The organism is Shewanella ulleungensis (assembly GCF_014648315.1).
Taxonomy (GTDB): Bacteria; Pseudomonadota; Gammaproteobacteria; order Enterobacterales; family Shewanellaceae; genus Shewanella; species Shewanella ulleungensis.
This window is the reverse complement of the sequence record NZ_BMQW01000003.1, coordinates 191,752-209,580: the sequence shown is the minus strand read 5'-3', so window position 1 is coordinate 209,580 and position 17,829 is coordinate 191,752. Positions and strand designations below refer to the sequence as shown.

At 44.0% G+C, this 17,829-nt stretch carries 8 protein-coding genes; all 8 read left to right on the top strand.

Features of this window, described 5'->3' with window-relative positions; translation table 11 throughout:
* The first annotated feature begins 61 nt into the window (after positions 1-61).
* The 8 genes from rmuC (at position 62) to recD (ending at position 17,701) form a co-directional block, all read left to right on the top strand.
* On the top strand, positions 62-1,561 hold the full coding sequence (gene rmuC, locus IEY40_RS07660; RefSeq protein WP_188954882.1) for a DNA recombination protein RmuC: 1,500 nt from the start codon (positions 62-64) through the stop codon (positions 1,559-1,561).
* A 146-nt stretch (positions 1,562-1,707) separates the two neighbouring features.
* Positions 1,708-3,636 carry a transglycosylase SLT domain-containing protein gene (locus tag IEY40_RS07655; protein WP_188954880.1) on the top strand — a complete coding sequence of 643 codons (1,929 nt, stop codon included), beginning with the start codon at positions 1,708-1,710 and terminating at the stop codon, positions 3,634-3,636.
* A gap of 113 nt (positions 3,637-3,749) precedes the next feature.
* A complete protein-coding gene (locus tag IEY40_RS07650; protein ID WP_188954878.1) occupies positions 3,750-4,661 on the top strand; it encodes an AAA family ATPase in 912 nt (303 codons plus the stop codon).
* A gap of 21 nt (positions 4,662-4,682) precedes the next feature.
* Entirely contained in the window at positions 4,683-5,777 is a 1,095-nt protein-coding gene (locus tag IEY40_RS07645; protein ID WP_188954876.1) for a DUF58 domain-containing protein, read from the top strand.
* Positions 5,777-7,828, top strand: a complete 2,052-nt coding sequence (locus IEY40_RS07640; RefSeq protein ID WP_188954875.1) for a transglutaminase TgpA family protein — start codon at positions 5,777-5,779, stop codon at positions 7,826-7,828. Before IEY40_RS07645 ends, IEY40_RS07640 begins: the two co-directional genes overlap by 1 nt.
* 164 nt (positions 7,829-7,992) lie before the next feature.
* Positions 7,993-11,727, top strand: a complete 3,735-nt coding sequence (recC, locus tag IEY40_RS07635) for an exodeoxyribonuclease V subunit gamma (RefSeq protein WP_188954873.1) — start codon at positions 7,993-7,995, stop codon at positions 11,725-11,727.
* Positions 11,724-15,536, top strand: a complete 3,813-nt coding sequence (locus IEY40_RS07630; RefSeq protein WP_188954871.1) for a UvrD-helicase domain-containing protein — start codon at positions 11,724-11,726, stop codon at positions 15,534-15,536. The genes recC and IEY40_RS07630 overlap by 4 nt, the downstream gene beginning before the upstream one ends.
* Complete coding sequence (gene recD, locus IEY40_RS07625; RefSeq protein ID WP_188954869.1) at positions 15,530-17,701, top strand: exodeoxyribonuclease V subunit alpha; 2,172 nt, start codon at positions 15,530-15,532, stop codon at positions 17,699-17,701. The genes IEY40_RS07630 and recD overlap by 7 nt, the downstream gene beginning before the upstream one ends.
* Positions 17,702-17,829 lie beyond the last annotated feature (128 nt).

Sequence of the window (17,829 nt, the reverse complement as noted above, 5' to 3'; positions counted from 1 at the left end):
CCTCTTGCAGGCAGTTATTAGCCGTGCGACCCTTAGCCATTATTTTCTATCGGTTTTTGTTATGCCTTTTGCTGTGTCGTTAACTCCTCCACAAATTGCAGCGCTGATTGCGGTTGCGTTCCTTGCCTTTTTAATTGGTGCACTCATCAATCAACGGTTAACTCGTAAACGTTGGGAGCAACTTAAGCTTCAACACGAACAAGAAAATCTCACGTTAGTGAACGAGGCTCATGCTGAATTGGCTAGGTTGCAAGATACGCTCGATGACAAAATAGATCATAGTAATCACTTGCAAAATAAAATCGAAAGTTTAATTTCACAGCTTTCTACCGCCGAAACTAAAGCAGATCGTGTTTACACTGTTGAGCAACAATTAACTGACACTCAGCACCGCCTGATGGAATCTCAACTTAATCTTGCTAAATCAAACGCTGTACAGCAAACAATATTGGTTAAAGCCGAAGCCGAACAAAAATCATTAGAAGACAAAATCGTCTTGTTGGAGTCAGCCGAGGAGCGACTTAAGCTACAATTTGAAAACTTGGCTAACCGTATTTTTGATGAGCGAAGCGAAAATTTTAAGCAACAAAATGTCTCGCAAATGGACGGCGTTCTTGGGCCGCTGAAACAACAACTTGAAGGTTTTAGGCAACAAATCCAAGAGTCATATACTCATGAGCAATCTGAACGCAGTGCGTTAAAGCATCAGTTAGATCATTTGCGTGAGCTCAATATGAAAATGAGCCAAGATGCCATTAATCTCACCAAAGCATTAAAGGGTGATAATAAGCAGCAAGGCAATTGGGGCGAAGTCATTTTAGAACGCGTATTGCAAGAGAGCGGCTTACGTGAGAGCCACGAATACCACATCCAGCAAGATTTAAAAGACGACAACGGTAAGCGTTTCAAACCGGATGTTATCGTTCACTTACCCGAACAAAAAGATGTGGTGATTGACGCTAAAATGTCGCTTGTAAGTTACGAGCGATATTTTAATAGCGAAGACAAAGACATTCGCGAACAAGCCATCAAAGAACATGCTCTATCAATTAGACAGCATATTAAAGGCTTGAGCCAAAAGGATTATCATAAACTGCATGGGCTTAAGAGCCTTGATTATGTGTTGATGTTTATTCCTATCGAACCTGCTTTTTTGTTAGCCATTGAATACGATCCAAGTCTGGTTAACTTTGCGTTAGAACATAATATTATGTTAGTTAGCCCAACAAACTTATTGGTGGCGCTTCGCACCATTAACAACATTTGGCGCTACGAATATCAAAACCAAAATGCACAAAATATTGCAAAACAAGCCAGCCGAATTTACGACAAGCTCTGTGGCTATTTAGAAGATATGGAAAAACTCGGCCGTGCATTAGAAGGTGCCGACAAAAGCTACCAAAGTGCGATGGCAAAATTGTCGTCAGGTAAAGGTAACTTAATCAGACAAGCACATTTTATGCAGCAACTTGGCGTTGATACCAGTAAGCAAATTGACCGACAACTGCTCAACAAAGCATTAGATGAGTCGGTAGAAACAGCTGCTGAACAATCAATTTAATAAGCACAACCGATACAATAAATATTGCGATTAACGAGTAGATTAATCTTTATTTAATCAATACACGTAATAGTCAGACTTTCACGTAAGTAAACCGTATATATTATTATCGCAAACGATGTATTGAGGCGGAGACTCTCATTTAAATGCGTAACACTTTGGCTAACACTTTATTCACAGGCTTGTTGATTTTGGCCTCGCCTTTGGCTTTTATCAGCCAGGCCAACGCGCTAACACAACAACAGCAAACCTATCTTGATGCGCGTAAAGCTCTGGATAAAAAACAGCTGGGGCAGTATCAAATCTTACGCAAGCAATTAGCCGATTATCCGCTAACAGTTTACCTTGATTACCACGCTACTATTGATCAAATAGTCCAATCGCCTGGCAATACAGCTCTTAATGCCATTAATCAATTTGATACCACGCCGCTGTATAACAATGCCCGTTATCGATACTTGTTAAATGCAGGTAAAAAGCAGCGTTGGCAGGATTTTTTGGTGATATCACCAAATACCCCAAATGATATTCGCCTACAATGCTATTACTACCAAGCCCAACTTGATGCGGGCAACAAAGACATGGCATACCAAGGCATTGAACGTTTGTGGGTGTATGGTTATTCAAGACCAAATGAATGCGACCCAGTATTTGATAAATGGACCAAAGCAGGTTATCGCACTCAAGAGGTCATTTGGCAACGTTTGCTACTGAGCTTTCATTCCGGACAAAGCAGTTTATTAAGTTATTTATCGCAAAAAGTGACCACCCACAGTAATGAAGCTAAATTGCTTATGTCTGTGTATCGAGATCCTAATACCCTGCGCCACATGAATAAATTTGCCAGCTCAAAACCAATTGTCGGCGATATTGTTGATGCTGGTTTACGTAAGTTGGCTCAAAGAGATTTACATCAAGCCATTAAACTCTATGTTAAATATCAAAAAGCTCACCGTTTTAACGATGCCGAAAGTGGCCAATTAAATCGTTATTTAGTGCGCAGAGCCTTAATCAAGCAAGACGCAAAGTTGGTTAATCATATCGACAACATGCTACCACTATTAGACTCTGATGACTTATATGAGATGCGTATGCGCTGGGCGCTGCGTGAACTTGATTACACCACGCTCAATAAATATTTAGCGCTATTAAGTGATACAGGAAAAGCCAATCCGCGCTGGATGTATTGGCAAGCAAAAATGACTGCAAGAAAAGACAAAACTAAAGCTACTGAGTTGCAATCGGCATTAAGTGGCCAACGCAACTTTTATGGTTTTAGTGCTGCAGAAGCTTTAGGCAACCCGTTGTCGATGAACAACGACAACCTAGCACCAAACCCTGAGCTGCAAAAACAGCTAGACCAAGATAAAGGCTTAGCTCGTGTGATTGAGTTAATGGCGCTAGACAAACGTATTGATGCCCGTAATGAGTGGGTTTATTTAATGCGCCGCCACAATAGCGAGCTTACTGCACAGTATGGACTATTTGCACTGCAGCAAGGCTGGCATGGCTTTAGTGTTGAGTCGAGCATTCAAGGTAAGCTTTGGGACTCATTAGCGCTGCGCTTTCCGCTGGCAGCCAATGATGAATTTGTTAAAGCCAGTAAAAAATATAACGTGAATATCGATGAAATTAGAGCGATATCACGCCGCGAAAGTGCCTTTTATCCTTATGCAACTTCGGGAGTGGGCGCACGTGGCTTAATGCAATTAATGCCAGCAACAGCAAAACAAACCGCACAAAAGAACAAAATTGCCTATAAAGACGTAAAAGACTTATACGATCCTAAAGTAAATATTATGCTGGGTAGCGCTTATTACAGCGAACTGCTCAAGCAATTTAACAACAACCGAGTACTGGCCACGGCCGCATATAACGCCGGTCCTGGTAGCGTGCGCCGTTGGTTACGAGCATCAAACGGTTCTTTAGATGCCATGACATTTATTGAAACGATTCCGTACACCGAAACCCGAGAGTATGTGCAAGCCGTATTGAGTTATCGAATGATTTTCCAACAAAATGGTCAATCAAACGACAGCATGTTTAGCAGCAATGAGTTGAGCTATCGATACTAGCTTTAGATACGCTCTCAGGGTAACGTTATAGATTTATGAGCCTTGGGGTCATCAATCTATAACCACCATTTAGCAACAACCTCAATTAAGGGGTTAACATACTGGGAGCGTTCGTGTCGCAATTAACAATCGAAACCTTAATATCGCAACTAGGCCGGGTACTATTAGGGAAACCGGCTCAAATAAAGTTGGCGGTTGCCTGTATTCTCGCTAAAGGTCACTTACTGATCGAAGATCTTCCTGGCATGGGTAAAACTAGCTTGTCACAAGGCATTGCCAGCAGTTTAGGCATGAGCTATCAACGTATCCAGTTTACCAGCGACATGCTGCCAGCAGACATTCTTGGAGTGTCAATTTACAGTAAGGAACAGCAACAGTTTGTGTTTCATAAAGGGCCGGTATTTAATCAAATGCTACTCGCTGATGAAATTAACCGTGCCAGCCCTAAAACCCAAAGCGCCTTGCTTGAAGCCATGGCTGAGCAACAAATCACTATCGATGGCATTACTCATCATTTAAGCTCACCGTTTTTTGTTATTGCCACCCAAAACCCGCTAGATCAAGCAGGTACATTCCCGCTGCCAGAATCACAGTTAGATCGCTTTATGATGCGTATTTCGATTGGGTATCCAAGTCATGAAGCAGAATTGGCGATGTTAAAAACTCACACTCAAGCGACCAAACAAGCGCAGTTAGCTCAGTGCATTACCCCTCAAGAGTTGTTATTACTTCAACAACAAGTAGCACAAGTGTCGGCGTCTGATGCGGTACTGAATTACCTTATCGCCTTAGTCGATTTTTCACGCCAGCACGATGTTGCCAGCGGTTTATCGCCCCGAGCAAGTATTGCGCTATTGCAAGCCGCAAAAGCATGGGCGTTTATTAATCAGCGTCAATATGTGGTACCAGAAGACATTCAAGCGGTATTTGCCTCAGTCGCCGAGCATCGAATACGAAGCAGCAGTCAGTTTCAAGGGCAGGCTTTGTCTGACACTATCCTTGCCAGCGTTAACCCCATCCGTTAACGACAAGGGTCAACAGTTAACATGAGCAAACTTAACGCCAGCAACAATCAACCTAGTAATAGCAAGCCATCATGGTGGCAGCGTGCTATTCCCATATCGGTAACAAAACGCTGGGACCGTTGGCTTACTACGCGTTTACCACCGCAAAAGTACATCACCTTAAGCCATAGAAGTATTTTTATTTTACCCAGCGGCTTTGGTTTGTTTTGGATGGGGCTGATTGTGTTGCTGTATCTGTTTGGCACAAACTATCAAAATAATTTAGTCATTGGCTTAAGTTTATTATTAGCCAGTGTGTTTCACACCTGCATTATTTACAGCTACAAGAACCTTGCAGGGCTTAGCTTTAATGCTATGAGTCCGCCTATTGCCTATGCAGGCGATAGCAGTCCTTTTCCCATCATGCTGACAGGCAATGCACGCAACAAGCATAAAGATACCACTCATCAACAAATCTGTTTGCAGTTTAAACACCAGCGTCATGTGCGCTTAAAACACATGGAGCAACAATCCGTAGCGACCGTGCCCTTCGAGCACCCTAAACGCGGTTACTTAAATCCCGGGCGTATTAAAGTATCATCCAATTTTCCGTTAGGATTATGTCGCGCTTGGTCGTATGTCGACCTTGATATACATCATGTGATTTTTGCAAAACCCGAAGCCAGTGACATTGTGCTCTCTAGCCAAGTCAGTGACAGCGACAGTCAATATGAACACGGAAAATTACGCCCCGGGGTGGATGATTATAAAGGCCTACGTGCTTATGTCCCGGGAGAGTCACTTAAGCAAGTAGCCTGGAAACAATGGGCGCAAGACAAAGGCATGTTATCAAAAGAATTTGCAGAGCCAGAAGGCTTGCCCGTGTGGTTAACGTTGGCCAATACTAATGGCAAAGATATTGAGCAACAACTCAGTCGTTTAGCCTGGCAAGTTGATAAACTCAGTCAAAAACAGCAAATCTTTGGCCTCCTACTTGGACAAACTGTGATAAACCAACATACAGGTGAAGCGCATCGTATTGCCTGCCAAACAGCAATAGCAACCTATCAAGCTTACCCCAGCATCAATCCCGACTTTACCCCAAGTTCGGTTAACGCAGGTGCAGAGGCGACATAATGAAAGATAACTTTGACGCCATCATCAGCCGTAACACCCTGTTTTGGTTATTAGTCACCAATGTCGCTGTATTAAGTCCACTGTATCAGCAAGCCACACTATGGAGCATCGGCATCTGTGCTATTTGTTTTGTATGGCGAGTCGGTATCTACCTGGGTAAAGTTGCAGCACCGCCAAAACTATTAGTGACATCATTGGCAATTGGCGCGGCAACGACCCTCGCCTTAGTATCCTCTGAAATCGGTTTACTGAACGCATTAGTAAACTTACTGATTTTAGGGTATGCCCTTAAATACATCGAAATGCGTGAACAACGAGATGTAAAAGCTATTGTATTAGTTGGCTATTTCTTAATTGCTTTAACCTTGCTCGACCAACAAGGTATGCTAAACACCCTGCACTTATTAGCCGTGGTAGTCATTAACACCGGTATTTTGATCAGCGTATATCAAGACAAATCTAACAAAATTGCCAACCTAGGTTTTAGCGTTAAATTGGTGCTTCACAGCCTACCATTAGCCATATTATTGTTTATCGTATTTCCACGTTTAGGCCCATTGTGGATGGTGCCAAATATGAAGTCGGCTACCACAGGTTTATCTGATGAAATGTCCTTTGGCGATATTAATAAACTCACCCGATCAGCAGAGTTGGCCTTTAGAGTCGGTTTTGACAATCCAGACGGCACAACCATAGGCCCTGCCAACCAAGATTTGTACTGGCGAACCTTAGTAATGGAAAACTATGACGGCAAAACCTGGCGCCAAGACCCGAGTATAAAAAACATACAGCGCCAAGCCTATTTTCAAAAGCCGCAACGAGATAAAGCTGAAATTACGGGTCAAAACCGCAAAATTGAATACGTGGTGATCAGCGAGCCTAGCCATCAAAAATGGCTTTACGGACTAGATGAAGCCTTTAGCGACAATAACCAAATCGTTGAGTTGCCAGACTACCGCTTATATTCTCTGAGACCAGTCGATCAACGTATGAGCTATCGAGTTACCTCTTATCCAGATAATGTCATGGAGTTAACGTTAAAAGACAATACCAAAAAGTTGAATTTAACATTGCCACCAAACAGTAATCTTAAAACCCAAGCTTTAGCGCAGAAATTTGCTCAACAATACCCAGAGCCACAAGCTCGAATGAACGCGATGATGAATTACTTTGCCGAGCAAGCTTATTACTACACATTGAGCCCACCAACAGTGGGCGAGCAACAAATAGATGATTTTTTATTTGAAAATCGCGCCGGATTTTGCGCGCATTACGCCTCTGCATTGGTATTTATGGCCCGCGCGAGCGGCCTACCAGCGCGCATGGTGACGGGTTATCAAGGCGGCGAATATAACCCTCAAGCTGGCTATTACAGTATTTATCAATACATGGCTCATGCTTGGACAGAAGTGTGGCTAGAAGGCCAAGGCTGGCAGCGTTTTGACCCTACCGCAATGATTGCACCACAGCGGATTTTAGATGGCTTTGACGCCACATTTGACAGCCAAAGTAGCTACTTACAAGACAGTCCTTTTAGCTCATTAAGAATGAAGCAATATCCTTGGCTAAACGAGTTACGCCAGCAACTCTCTAGCCTAGATTACTATTGGAGTGTATGGGTACTGGGCTTTGATGAAGACCGTAAACAACAAGTATTATCAAAATTGCTTGGCGAAGTCACCAGCAGTAAAATTGCTTTAATGATGATTTTCAGCTTTATTATTATCGCCTTAGTGATTGGTTATTATGCTGGCTTGTTTAGTCAAAACGTCCAACAAGATCCATTAAATAAACGCTACCAGATTTTGTGTCAGCGTTTAGCTAAAAAAGGATTTCCGCGTCAACAAGGACAAGCCCCGCAAGATTATGCCAATTATGTGCTAACTAACCTCAGCGACAAACATCCGCGTTTAGCCGCCGACTTTAGCGCATTCAGCCAGATCTTTATGGCACTAAAATACCAACCGTTGACGCCAGAACAAAGCCAACTACAGAAACAACAATTTATGCGATTGTATCGCAGGTTACGTATCCGCCTGTTTCGCAGTTAATACTCAGTAGGTTAATTATAGGGAGTTTAGGGCTACTGCGGCTGAGTAAAACAATGCGCATTAGTTCACCAAACAGCAGGCTATATTATTAATAAGCACAGTTTTGATTGATGAAATACTTTAGAGTCCATAGAATGAATTAATGTCGAATCAGCGAGTGGCTCATGCTTACCTTAATTCAATCAAATCAAATGGAAGTGTTGTCGCAGCAACTAGCAAAACTGCTGGCTATTCGCTCCGATAACCTGAGTGTATTGAGCGGTGAACATATTCTGGTGCAAAGTCCCGGTATGTCGACCTGGTTACGGTTAGAAGTGGCTAAACACAATGGTATTGCGGCGGCACTGACCTTTCCGCTGCCATCTAGTTTTACCTGGCAGTTATGCCATGACTTACTGCCTAATGTACCAAAAGATAACGCGTTTACTAAAGCGGCAATGACCTGGAAACTAATGGATTTATTGCCAAATTTGTTAGACAACAGCGACTTTAGCCCATTAAAACAATATTTAAGTCCGCAAATCTCACCAGAAAATAACCTGAACGATACGATAACCGTCGAGCACGATGATGATATAACAAGTGCACCTGAAGATACCTGCAAAAATACCCATACGCTGCAAACAAACGACACCGCCCACGAGGCAATTAAGTTATTTCAATTATGTGGTCGCATTGCCGATATTTTTGACCAATATTTAGTTTATCGCCCTGAGTGGATTCTCGCCTGGGAGCAAAACTTACCGCTCAGCGAAATGAATAGCCAACTTAAACTCGATGACAATCAACGCTGGCAACCTATATTGTGGCGCGCACTGGTCGATTATAATCGCCACCAGCTACAAGCTAGCCATTATCATCGAGCTAATTTACACGCCGATTTGCTGGCAGCATTGATAAACCCCGCCACAGATTTATCCATGCTACCCGAACGCTTATATGTGTTTGGTATTTCATCCATGCCACCACAAACCCTTGAGGTGCTTTACCATTTAGCCTCAAGAATAGACGTGATCATGTTATCCCTAAGCCCCTGTCAGCATTATTGGGGCGACATAATTGAGCCCAAAGCCAGGGCTCGAATGGCATTGCAATACGCGAATAAAAAACAACTCGACCAGGGCTGGGAAGACAAGCTAGAAGTCGGTAATCCATTACTGGCAAATAACGGTCAGATGGGCCGCGAATTACTCGATTTAATGCTCAGTTTACCGCCCGAGCACACCGACTTTGGTTACGATTGTTATGTTGAACCCACACCAGACAACCTATTGCATGGCGTACAGTACGACATTTTACAAATGGAAACCCTCGGGCAACCATTAGGGCCAGATGCTGATATTTATCAGGACTTAGGCGCCAGACGAGAACTGCACATTAACGACAATTCTATTACGCTACGCAGTTGTCACAGTGCCTTAAGAGAAGTCGAAACACTGCACGATCATTTGCTCGAGCTGTTATCTAACGACAGCAATTTACGCCCTAAAGATATTGTGGTGATGATGCCAGATGTCGCGGCATATGCGCCGTTTATCGACGCCGTATTTGGCACAGCAAATAGCCAATACTTTGCCGACACCAATCCACAAAAAGGCGACTATTACCTGCCCTACGCCATTGCCGATCGCGGCGCAGCGCAAGAGTCACCATTGATTAATAGCTTTTTAACCCTGCTTAATATCAATCAAAGCCGCTTTGGCTTAACTGAAATTATCAGTATTTTAGAAGTTCCGGCTATTTTACGTCGTTTCGATCTCGATGATGACGAGCTGTCACTGATCCGACGTTGGTTAGACGAAGCCAATGTTCGTTGGGGACGCGATCAAGATACACGCAGCCAATTAGGTGTAGCCCCCTTCGCACAAAACTCTTGGGCATTTGGCATTAAACGCTTAATGCTAGGTTATGCGTTTAATGACCAGGCCGAAATATATCGAGACACCTTAACCGTACAAGGTATTGAAGGTCAGTCTTCGCAAGCGTTAGGTAAACTGCTTAACTTTTTAGAAACTATCGACACCTACTACAGCTTATTTGCCGGCGACTTTAGCACCCAACAACGTTTGGTCCAATTACAGCAATTATTGGCCGACTGTTACGACACCAATGATGACGAACGCGAACAAATTCAAGCGATACGCGACGCCTTGGTGGTGCTAGAAACAGAGCTTGAAAGTGCAGGACACCAAGGCCAGGTCAATATTGAAGTGTTAAAGCAATGGTTTAATCAACGCCTTACAGAGTCTCGTGTTGGCCAACGCTATCTTGCCGGCAGCATTAACTTTTGTACCTTGATGCCAATGCGCTCAATTCCATTTAATGTTGTATGCTTATTAGGTATGAACGATGGCGTATATCCTCGAGTGCAGCACCCTGTCGGCTTTGATTTAATGGCCCACTTTGGCCCTAAAAAAGGTGACCGTTCTCGACGTTTAGACGACAGATACTTATTTTTAGAAGCGCTGCTATCCGCCAGGCAGCAATTGTACATCAGCTATATAGGCCACAGCGAACGCGACAATGCTGAACGTATTGCCTCGATGCTGGTGTCTGAATTAATTGAATATTGTCAGTTAAGCTACATACCATCAATGCTTAAAGATCAGCTTAAAAATGGCCGTAAGGTCAGTAATGATGACGCTGACAGTCTAGTGTTACAGCAACTCATTCAAGCACAACCATTACAACCGTTTGATGCTAAATTATTTCGCGCCAACCGCGAAAATAATCCATTGCAACAAAGCTATAATGCACAGTGGTGTCCACCCGCTAAACAAGGAATGATTAGTATGCCATTTTTTTATCAGCCATTGCCGTTATCGACCGAACAAGCTGATGAAGTGTTTGCCCATACACATACTGATAACCTAGGCATTAAAGTGGTCGAATTAGAGCTGTCATCACTAATCCGCTTTTACCGAAATCCGGCTCAATTCTTTTTCAATCGCAGTTTGAAGGTGGATTTATCATTAGATATTCAAGCAGACGATAACGATGAGCCTTTTAGCCTCAATGCATTAGAGCGCTTTATATTGCAATTATCGATGATAGATAACGCCATAGATAATAAACTGAGCGTACCAAACGAGGCACTTATCAATCGGCTCAAAGCCAGTGGCGAACTCCCCATGGCACCGTTTGATAATATTTTGTTAGCGCAATATCAACGCGACATCGTGCCATTAATTAACCGGGTGCAGTTTTTACAAGACGAGCAACCCATGCACACTGTGAATGTCGACCTAAATTTTGATTTACTCACTGAAGATGAAAACCCCAATATTCGGGTTAATTTGGTTGGCCGCATAGACGATATCTTGCCAAAAGGCTTAGTTAACTACCGGCCAGGCACCGCACATGGCCGCGACTTTATTAGAGTGCATTTACGTCACTTATGCCTTAATGCCATGGCAGATCAAGTTGTACCAACAGCGCAATATAAAGCTAAACAAGGCTATAGTTATTTACTCGACATTGGACATTTTCATGCTTTTGCTCCCATTACTGCCGAGCAAGCCCGCGAACAACTTAAGCGTTTTATTGTGTGCTTTATTCAAGGCCAGCGCCAGCCATTGTGCTTTATGCCTAAAACCGCCTTTGCCTATGCAGAAGCTGAAGGTGAGCATGAAGATAAACTGCTTAAAGCCGAAGCGAAATGGGACGATGGCCAAACACAATTTGGCGAAGCCTTTGATCCGCACAATCAGCGTTTATTCACTTTTCCAGATGATTTTAGTCAAGAGCATTTTGGCCAACTGGTAGAACATTTATTACAGCCTATGATAAGTCTGTATCACAAAGATAAACTGGCAGAACTTGAAAGCTTTGTCTCTGAAAGCGCCATCACTAACGTTGTAAAACCGATTGCACCGAACACTTCTGGAACTCAAGAATGACGTTAGCGACAAGCGATAATAAAGTCATCCCGTTAAACGCCCTGACTCTACCTTTTGCAGGCTCAAGCTTAATTGAGGCCAGCGCAGGTACCGGTAAAACCTACACCATATCAGGCTTGTATTTACGCTTATTACTTGGCCATGGTGGCTATACACCACTGAGCTGTGAGCAAATTTTGGTAGTAACCTTTACCAATGCTGCAACAGAAGAACTGCGTGACAGGATCCGTAAACGTATCAACTTGGCATTTAAACGTTTTTTAGGGTTGCCGATTGACGATCCGTTTATTGAGCAGTTATACCAAGACATTACAGAAGATGAGCGCCCTATCGCGCTGCGCCGCCTAGATTTAGCCTTAAAATCGTTAGACGAAGCCGCCATTTTTACCATTCATGGTTTTTGTCAGCGTATTTTATCCGACATGGCATTTGAATCCTCACTGCTGTTTGAGTCAGAGTTTACCCTTGATGACAGCGAGTTTTTACATCACGCAGTGCGCGATTTTTGGCGTGAAGTCTGCTATCCGTTGCCACCATTTTTAGCAGAAGCCATTAGCGATAAATATGCCGAACCCGATGCGCTGGCACACAGTTTACGTCCGTTGCTTGGCGCCAGCCAAGCCCAATTATCAAATCAGCCAATGGCATTTGATAAACTCAGTTCAGATTTGAGCGTGAGCCTAAATCGCTTTAGCTTATTGTGGAAATCTCAGCAGGAGCAAACCTTAGCATTACTGCATAAACTGCCACTCAATGGCCAACGCTTTGGTAAAGCAAGCGATGGCTACCCCAAACTTGCCAAGGTATTTGATGACATCAGTAACTGGGCAACATTCGGCCAGGGTTTACCACCAATTAAAGCCCTAGAGCAAATTGCCTTATCAGAACTTAAGCTGAATAAAGGCGGTGTGCTACCCAGCAGTGCAGAAGCTCCACTACTTGACCACATCGACAATTTACTCGGGCTAATAAATCAATTAATTCCTTCATTTTTAGTGCGAGCTCGCGAAGGGATCCGCCAGCGTTTTGCAGGGCAAAAGCAGCAGCGCAATTTAATGACACCCGACGATTTGTTACTCAGCTTAGCCATGGCATTAAGCCAAAATCCGTACACCTTGGGCCAGGCAATCGCCAAGCGATTTCCAGTCGCATTAATTGACGAATTCCAAGATACCGACCCGCTGCAATTTACTATTTTTAACCAGGTCTACCAGCAACCACTGGCCTCTCAGCTTGACCTTGTGGCAGAGAACAGCCCTGAGCCAATTGAAACAAACAGCCTTGAGCAGGTTGAAGCAAACAGCCCTGAGCAAGCTGATTCAAACAAGCAGCAAACAGGCAAACTCAGTTTGTTAATGATTGGCGACCCTAAACAAGCAATTTATGCTTTTCGCGGCGCCGATATTTACACCTACATTGCGGCCCGCCAACAAACACAAGCGCACTATAATTTAGAGACAAACTATCGCTCATCGACCAAATTAGTAAACGGCGTCAATCAATTATTTAGCCAGCACAGCAATCCGTTTATTAGCGATGAAATTCCTTATGATCAAGTCAATACGCCACCAGCTTCAGCTCATAAGTTATTAATAGAGGCCAATACAGATCTCAGCGCATTACGGATTAAATTGCTCGCCGAAGACAGTGAGCTTGGCTTAAATAAAGCCACCGCCAGACAGAGACTTGCCGCCGATGTAGCCAGTGAAATAAAACGCTTATTAACCGAAGCGCAGCAAGGCTTGTGCACCATTAACAGTAAAGCGCAGCCACAAGGCGAACCGCTCATTGCGAAACACATTGCCGTGTTGGTGCGTGATCGCAACGAAGCCGCAGTGATGAAAGCTGAGTTGTCAGCCCGTAAAATTGGTGCGGTATTTTTAAGTCGTGACAGTGTGTTTAACACTCTAGAAGCACGTGAAATGGCGCTACTATTGTACGCACTCGCCACCCCAAAAGATGAGCGAGCCATTCGTGCAGCCCTAGCCACCGAGTTAGTCGGCTACAGCGCATTACAAATTCATCAATTTAATCAGGATGAAGAACAGCGCCAACAAGTGCTCAATCAATTTATTCACTGGCACGATCTATGGTTAACACGCGGCGTGATGCCAGCGCTGCTTAACTTTGCCAGCGAAACTCAATTAATTCATCGCTACCTGTCGCAAGCAGAGCAACTTAAAAGCGAGCACATTAACGATATTGACGACACTGACACGGCAACAAACAGTAAAGGTTCTGGCGAGCGCCGCCTTACCGACTTTAGGCATTTAGCCGAATTACTGCAGCAAAAAGCCACCGAGCTTGATGGCAGTAGCGCCTTAATCAATTGGTATGAGCAACAACTTATAGATACTCAAGGCGGCGATGAGCAACAGTTACGCCTAGAGAGTGAACAAAACCTGGTGCAAATTGTGACAATTCACAAAAGTAAGGGGCTTGAATACCCTGTGTGTTTTGTGCCATTTATTAGCCTCGCTAGAAACAACAGCCGACGCCCATCACCGATGTTGTATCACCAAGGTGAGCAATTAGTGTGGGACATAGACGCTACCGACGAAGGTTGGGAACAGCTTAAACAAGAAACCCTCGCCGAAGATTTACGCTTATTATACGTTGCCTTAACCCGGCCAATTTATGTGTGCTATTTATACATTGCTAATCAAAGTCGCAAGCTCAAAGCGGGCATAAGCAGTCAATTGCATGAAACTGGAATAGGCTATTTATTGGGGATTGTCGATAAACACACCGAATTTAGTTTAATCAAAGCGCAAGTCGACAAAATAGCCACTATTGATGCCATCAGTGTAAGCCAAATTACCGATACCATCGACACATCAGCACTAACCAGCACTGATAACAACGATGTTCATTTAAGCGCTAAAGCGGTTACACGTAAGCCAAGTTTAGCCTGGCGAGTCGGCAGTTACTCGGGCCTAGTGAAACACTTGCCCCATGAACGCGTCGCCCCGGGCGCTGATGATGAAGACTTTAGCGATGAGCTACAGCGATTGCAGTTACAAGATGATGAACTCCTTGAGCCACAACTTGACCGCTTTAACTTTGAGCGAGGTGCTAATGCCGGTAGCTTTATGCATTTAGTGTTAGAGCTGTTTGATTTTACCCAAGCAGACACCGAACTTGCCGGCGCGCTGCAAAAAGCCATGAAGCAATACGGCTTCGATGAAACGTTATGGTTTGAGCCATTGATGCAGTGGTATGAGCATATTTTAGCCACACCGTTAGGCAAGCATCAATCAGTTCACAATGACTCAGATGCCATTAGCCTAATACAGTTGCCGTCCAAACAAACCAGTGTAGAAATGGAGTTTTATCTGCCGATTTCGACCTTACAAGCGCAGCAACTCAACCACATTTTACAGCAACACGGCTATGTCGCCGGACTCGACTTTGACACCTTGCAAGGCATGCTAAAAGGCTTTATCGATTTAACGTTTGAACACCAGGGCCGCTATTACATTGCCGATTATAAGTCTAACCACCTTGGCGATAAATTTAGCGACTATAGCGAAAGCGCCATGGCACAAGCCATTAATAGCCACCGCTATAACTTGCAGTACATCTTGTATACTCTGGCATTGCATCGTTATTTACGTTTACGCTTACCCGGTTATGATTACCAGCAACACCTGGGCGGCTGCTATTACTTATTTTTACGCGGCATGAGCCCAGAACACCCTGGCAGCGGCGTGTTTTTTGACAAACCACCACAAGCGTTAATTGAGCAACTCGACAGCCTATTTAATGGCGATGCGACTCACGCTGTTTTGGAGACGCCAACATGCTAATGCTCAGCCAACCTATCGATTTATTACTTAAACAATGGCAACAACAGCGCTTATTAACCCCGCTTGACCGCCATTTTGCTCTTGAACTTGCCAGTATTGAGTCGATGCCAACGCAGCCATCAGTTAACGCCTCAATGCAAAACACACAAGCCGAGTCCGCAAGCTTTCAGCAGCAATTAATACAAGATAATAATTCAACATCGCTATTTTTATTAGTGTGTGCGTTATTAAGTCAGCAACTGTCTAATCAGCATAGTTGTTTGGTTATTGATCAAATTAATTTAGCTAATCCAATGGCAGAAGACAGCCACAAATATGCCCAAATTAATTGCCAAATCAACCTAAACCATAGCCAACTGATTGAACAAATCAGTCAGTTTGATGCTGTCGGTTTGCCCGGTGACAATAAGCCATTAATTTTAGAGCATGGCCGTTTATACCTTAATAAATACCACTTTTTTGAAACACAAGTCGCCAATAAGTTGATCCAGCTTGCCAGTCAGCAAATTAGTATTGATTTCAACCAAAGCCAATTGCCAAAGCTTATCGACAGTTTGTTTGCCGATGGACAGACGGATAATTCTGCCACTATCGATTGGCAAAAAATCGCCACTGCCACCGCGCTCATCAACGCATTAGCGGTGATCACTGGCGGTCCGGGCACAGGTAAAACCACCACGGTAACCAAGTTATTATTGCTACTGCTTACCCAATCTAGTTTAACCATTCGCTTAGTGGCGCCAACCGGTAAAGCGGCGGCACGATTAAGTGAATCGATTAAAGCTTCAAAACAGCGTTTGCACAAGGAGCTGACCCAATTAGCCGACCAAAGCATTGCAGCAGTGCTAATTGAAGCGCTCACCAACATCCCAGAAGAAGCCTCAACACTGCACAGGCTCTTAGGGGTAATTCCTAACTCGCATCAATTTAGGCATCATCAAGATAATCCATTACGGCTCGACTTATTAGTGGTCGACGAAGCCTCAATGGTCGACTTACCTATGATGTACAAACTACTCAGCGCATTACCCGCCCATGGCAGATTGATTTTACTGGGCGATCAGGACCAGCTCGCCTCAGTTGAGGCTGGCGCGGTATTAGCCGACATTTGCATTGGTTTAAAGCATGGACAAGACAATTTTTCATCGCCCTCTTCTTCGCCATGGTCAATGCGTTACAGCCAAGCTCAAGCTCAGAAAATTGGCAAACTTACAGAGCAAGATGTGAGTCAGTTTATTCACCCCCAGCCGAAAATCGGCGACAGCTTATGCATGTTAATGCACAGTCATCGTTTTAAAGGTGATGCCGGAATTGGCTTATTAGCAAATGCCGTCAATCAGGCCAACGTAGCCGCTATCCGTCAAGTATGGCGCCAACAACACGCTGAGCTGAATTGGTATGAACACCAACAAAATGCCCAAGGTGAAAATACAGGTAAGCAGCAGTTACTGGCGTTATCGGTACAGGCTTATGGAGAGTACTTACAGCAAGTCAACGCCAATCAACAGGCGATTTTGGCTTACTCTCAGCGACAAACTGACCGCGAACAACACACAGATCCAGAGAAAAATGCACCAATTGTGTTGCCGCACAGCGAGCAAACCATTATCGACAGCTTTAACCAATACCGTATTTTATGTGCCATGCGCGCCGGTGAATATGGCGTTGAAGGCATCAACATTGCTGTGACAGAAAGCTTAAAACAAGCTAAGTTAATCCATGTTCAAGGTGAGTTTTATCTTGGCAGACCAATCATTATTCAAAGCAATGATTACAACCTAGGATTATTTAATGGCGACATTGGCTTAATTTTACAAGACCGCAATAAACCAGAGCGCTTAATGGCCCATTTTGTGATGGCCGATGGCAGCTTGTTAAAAGTGTTGCCAGCCAGATTACCAAGCCACCAAACCTGTTATGCAATGACAGTTCACAAAAGCCAGGGCAGCGAGTTTGATAAAGTCAGCTTTGTGCTGCCCACACGCCCTAGCATCGCCCAATGGCAGCTACTCACCAAAGAGTTGGTATACACTGCCATCACCCGCGCCAAAAATCACTTTTATTGCCTAGGCAGCGCAAACATATTTGAAAAAGCCTGCCAGCAAGCCACCTCACGAGCATCAGGTTTAGCTTGGCGATTGTGGGGTGAAGATGACACAAAGTAATAAATACTCCCCCTTATTAGGAGGTGTTCTTAGCGCGAATAGATCATCCTTTTTGATAAGTGTCATAGAGGATTTTTAATGTTATTTTGCTTGGCTTAAGGGTTAAATTTAACAACAATCACTAAAAG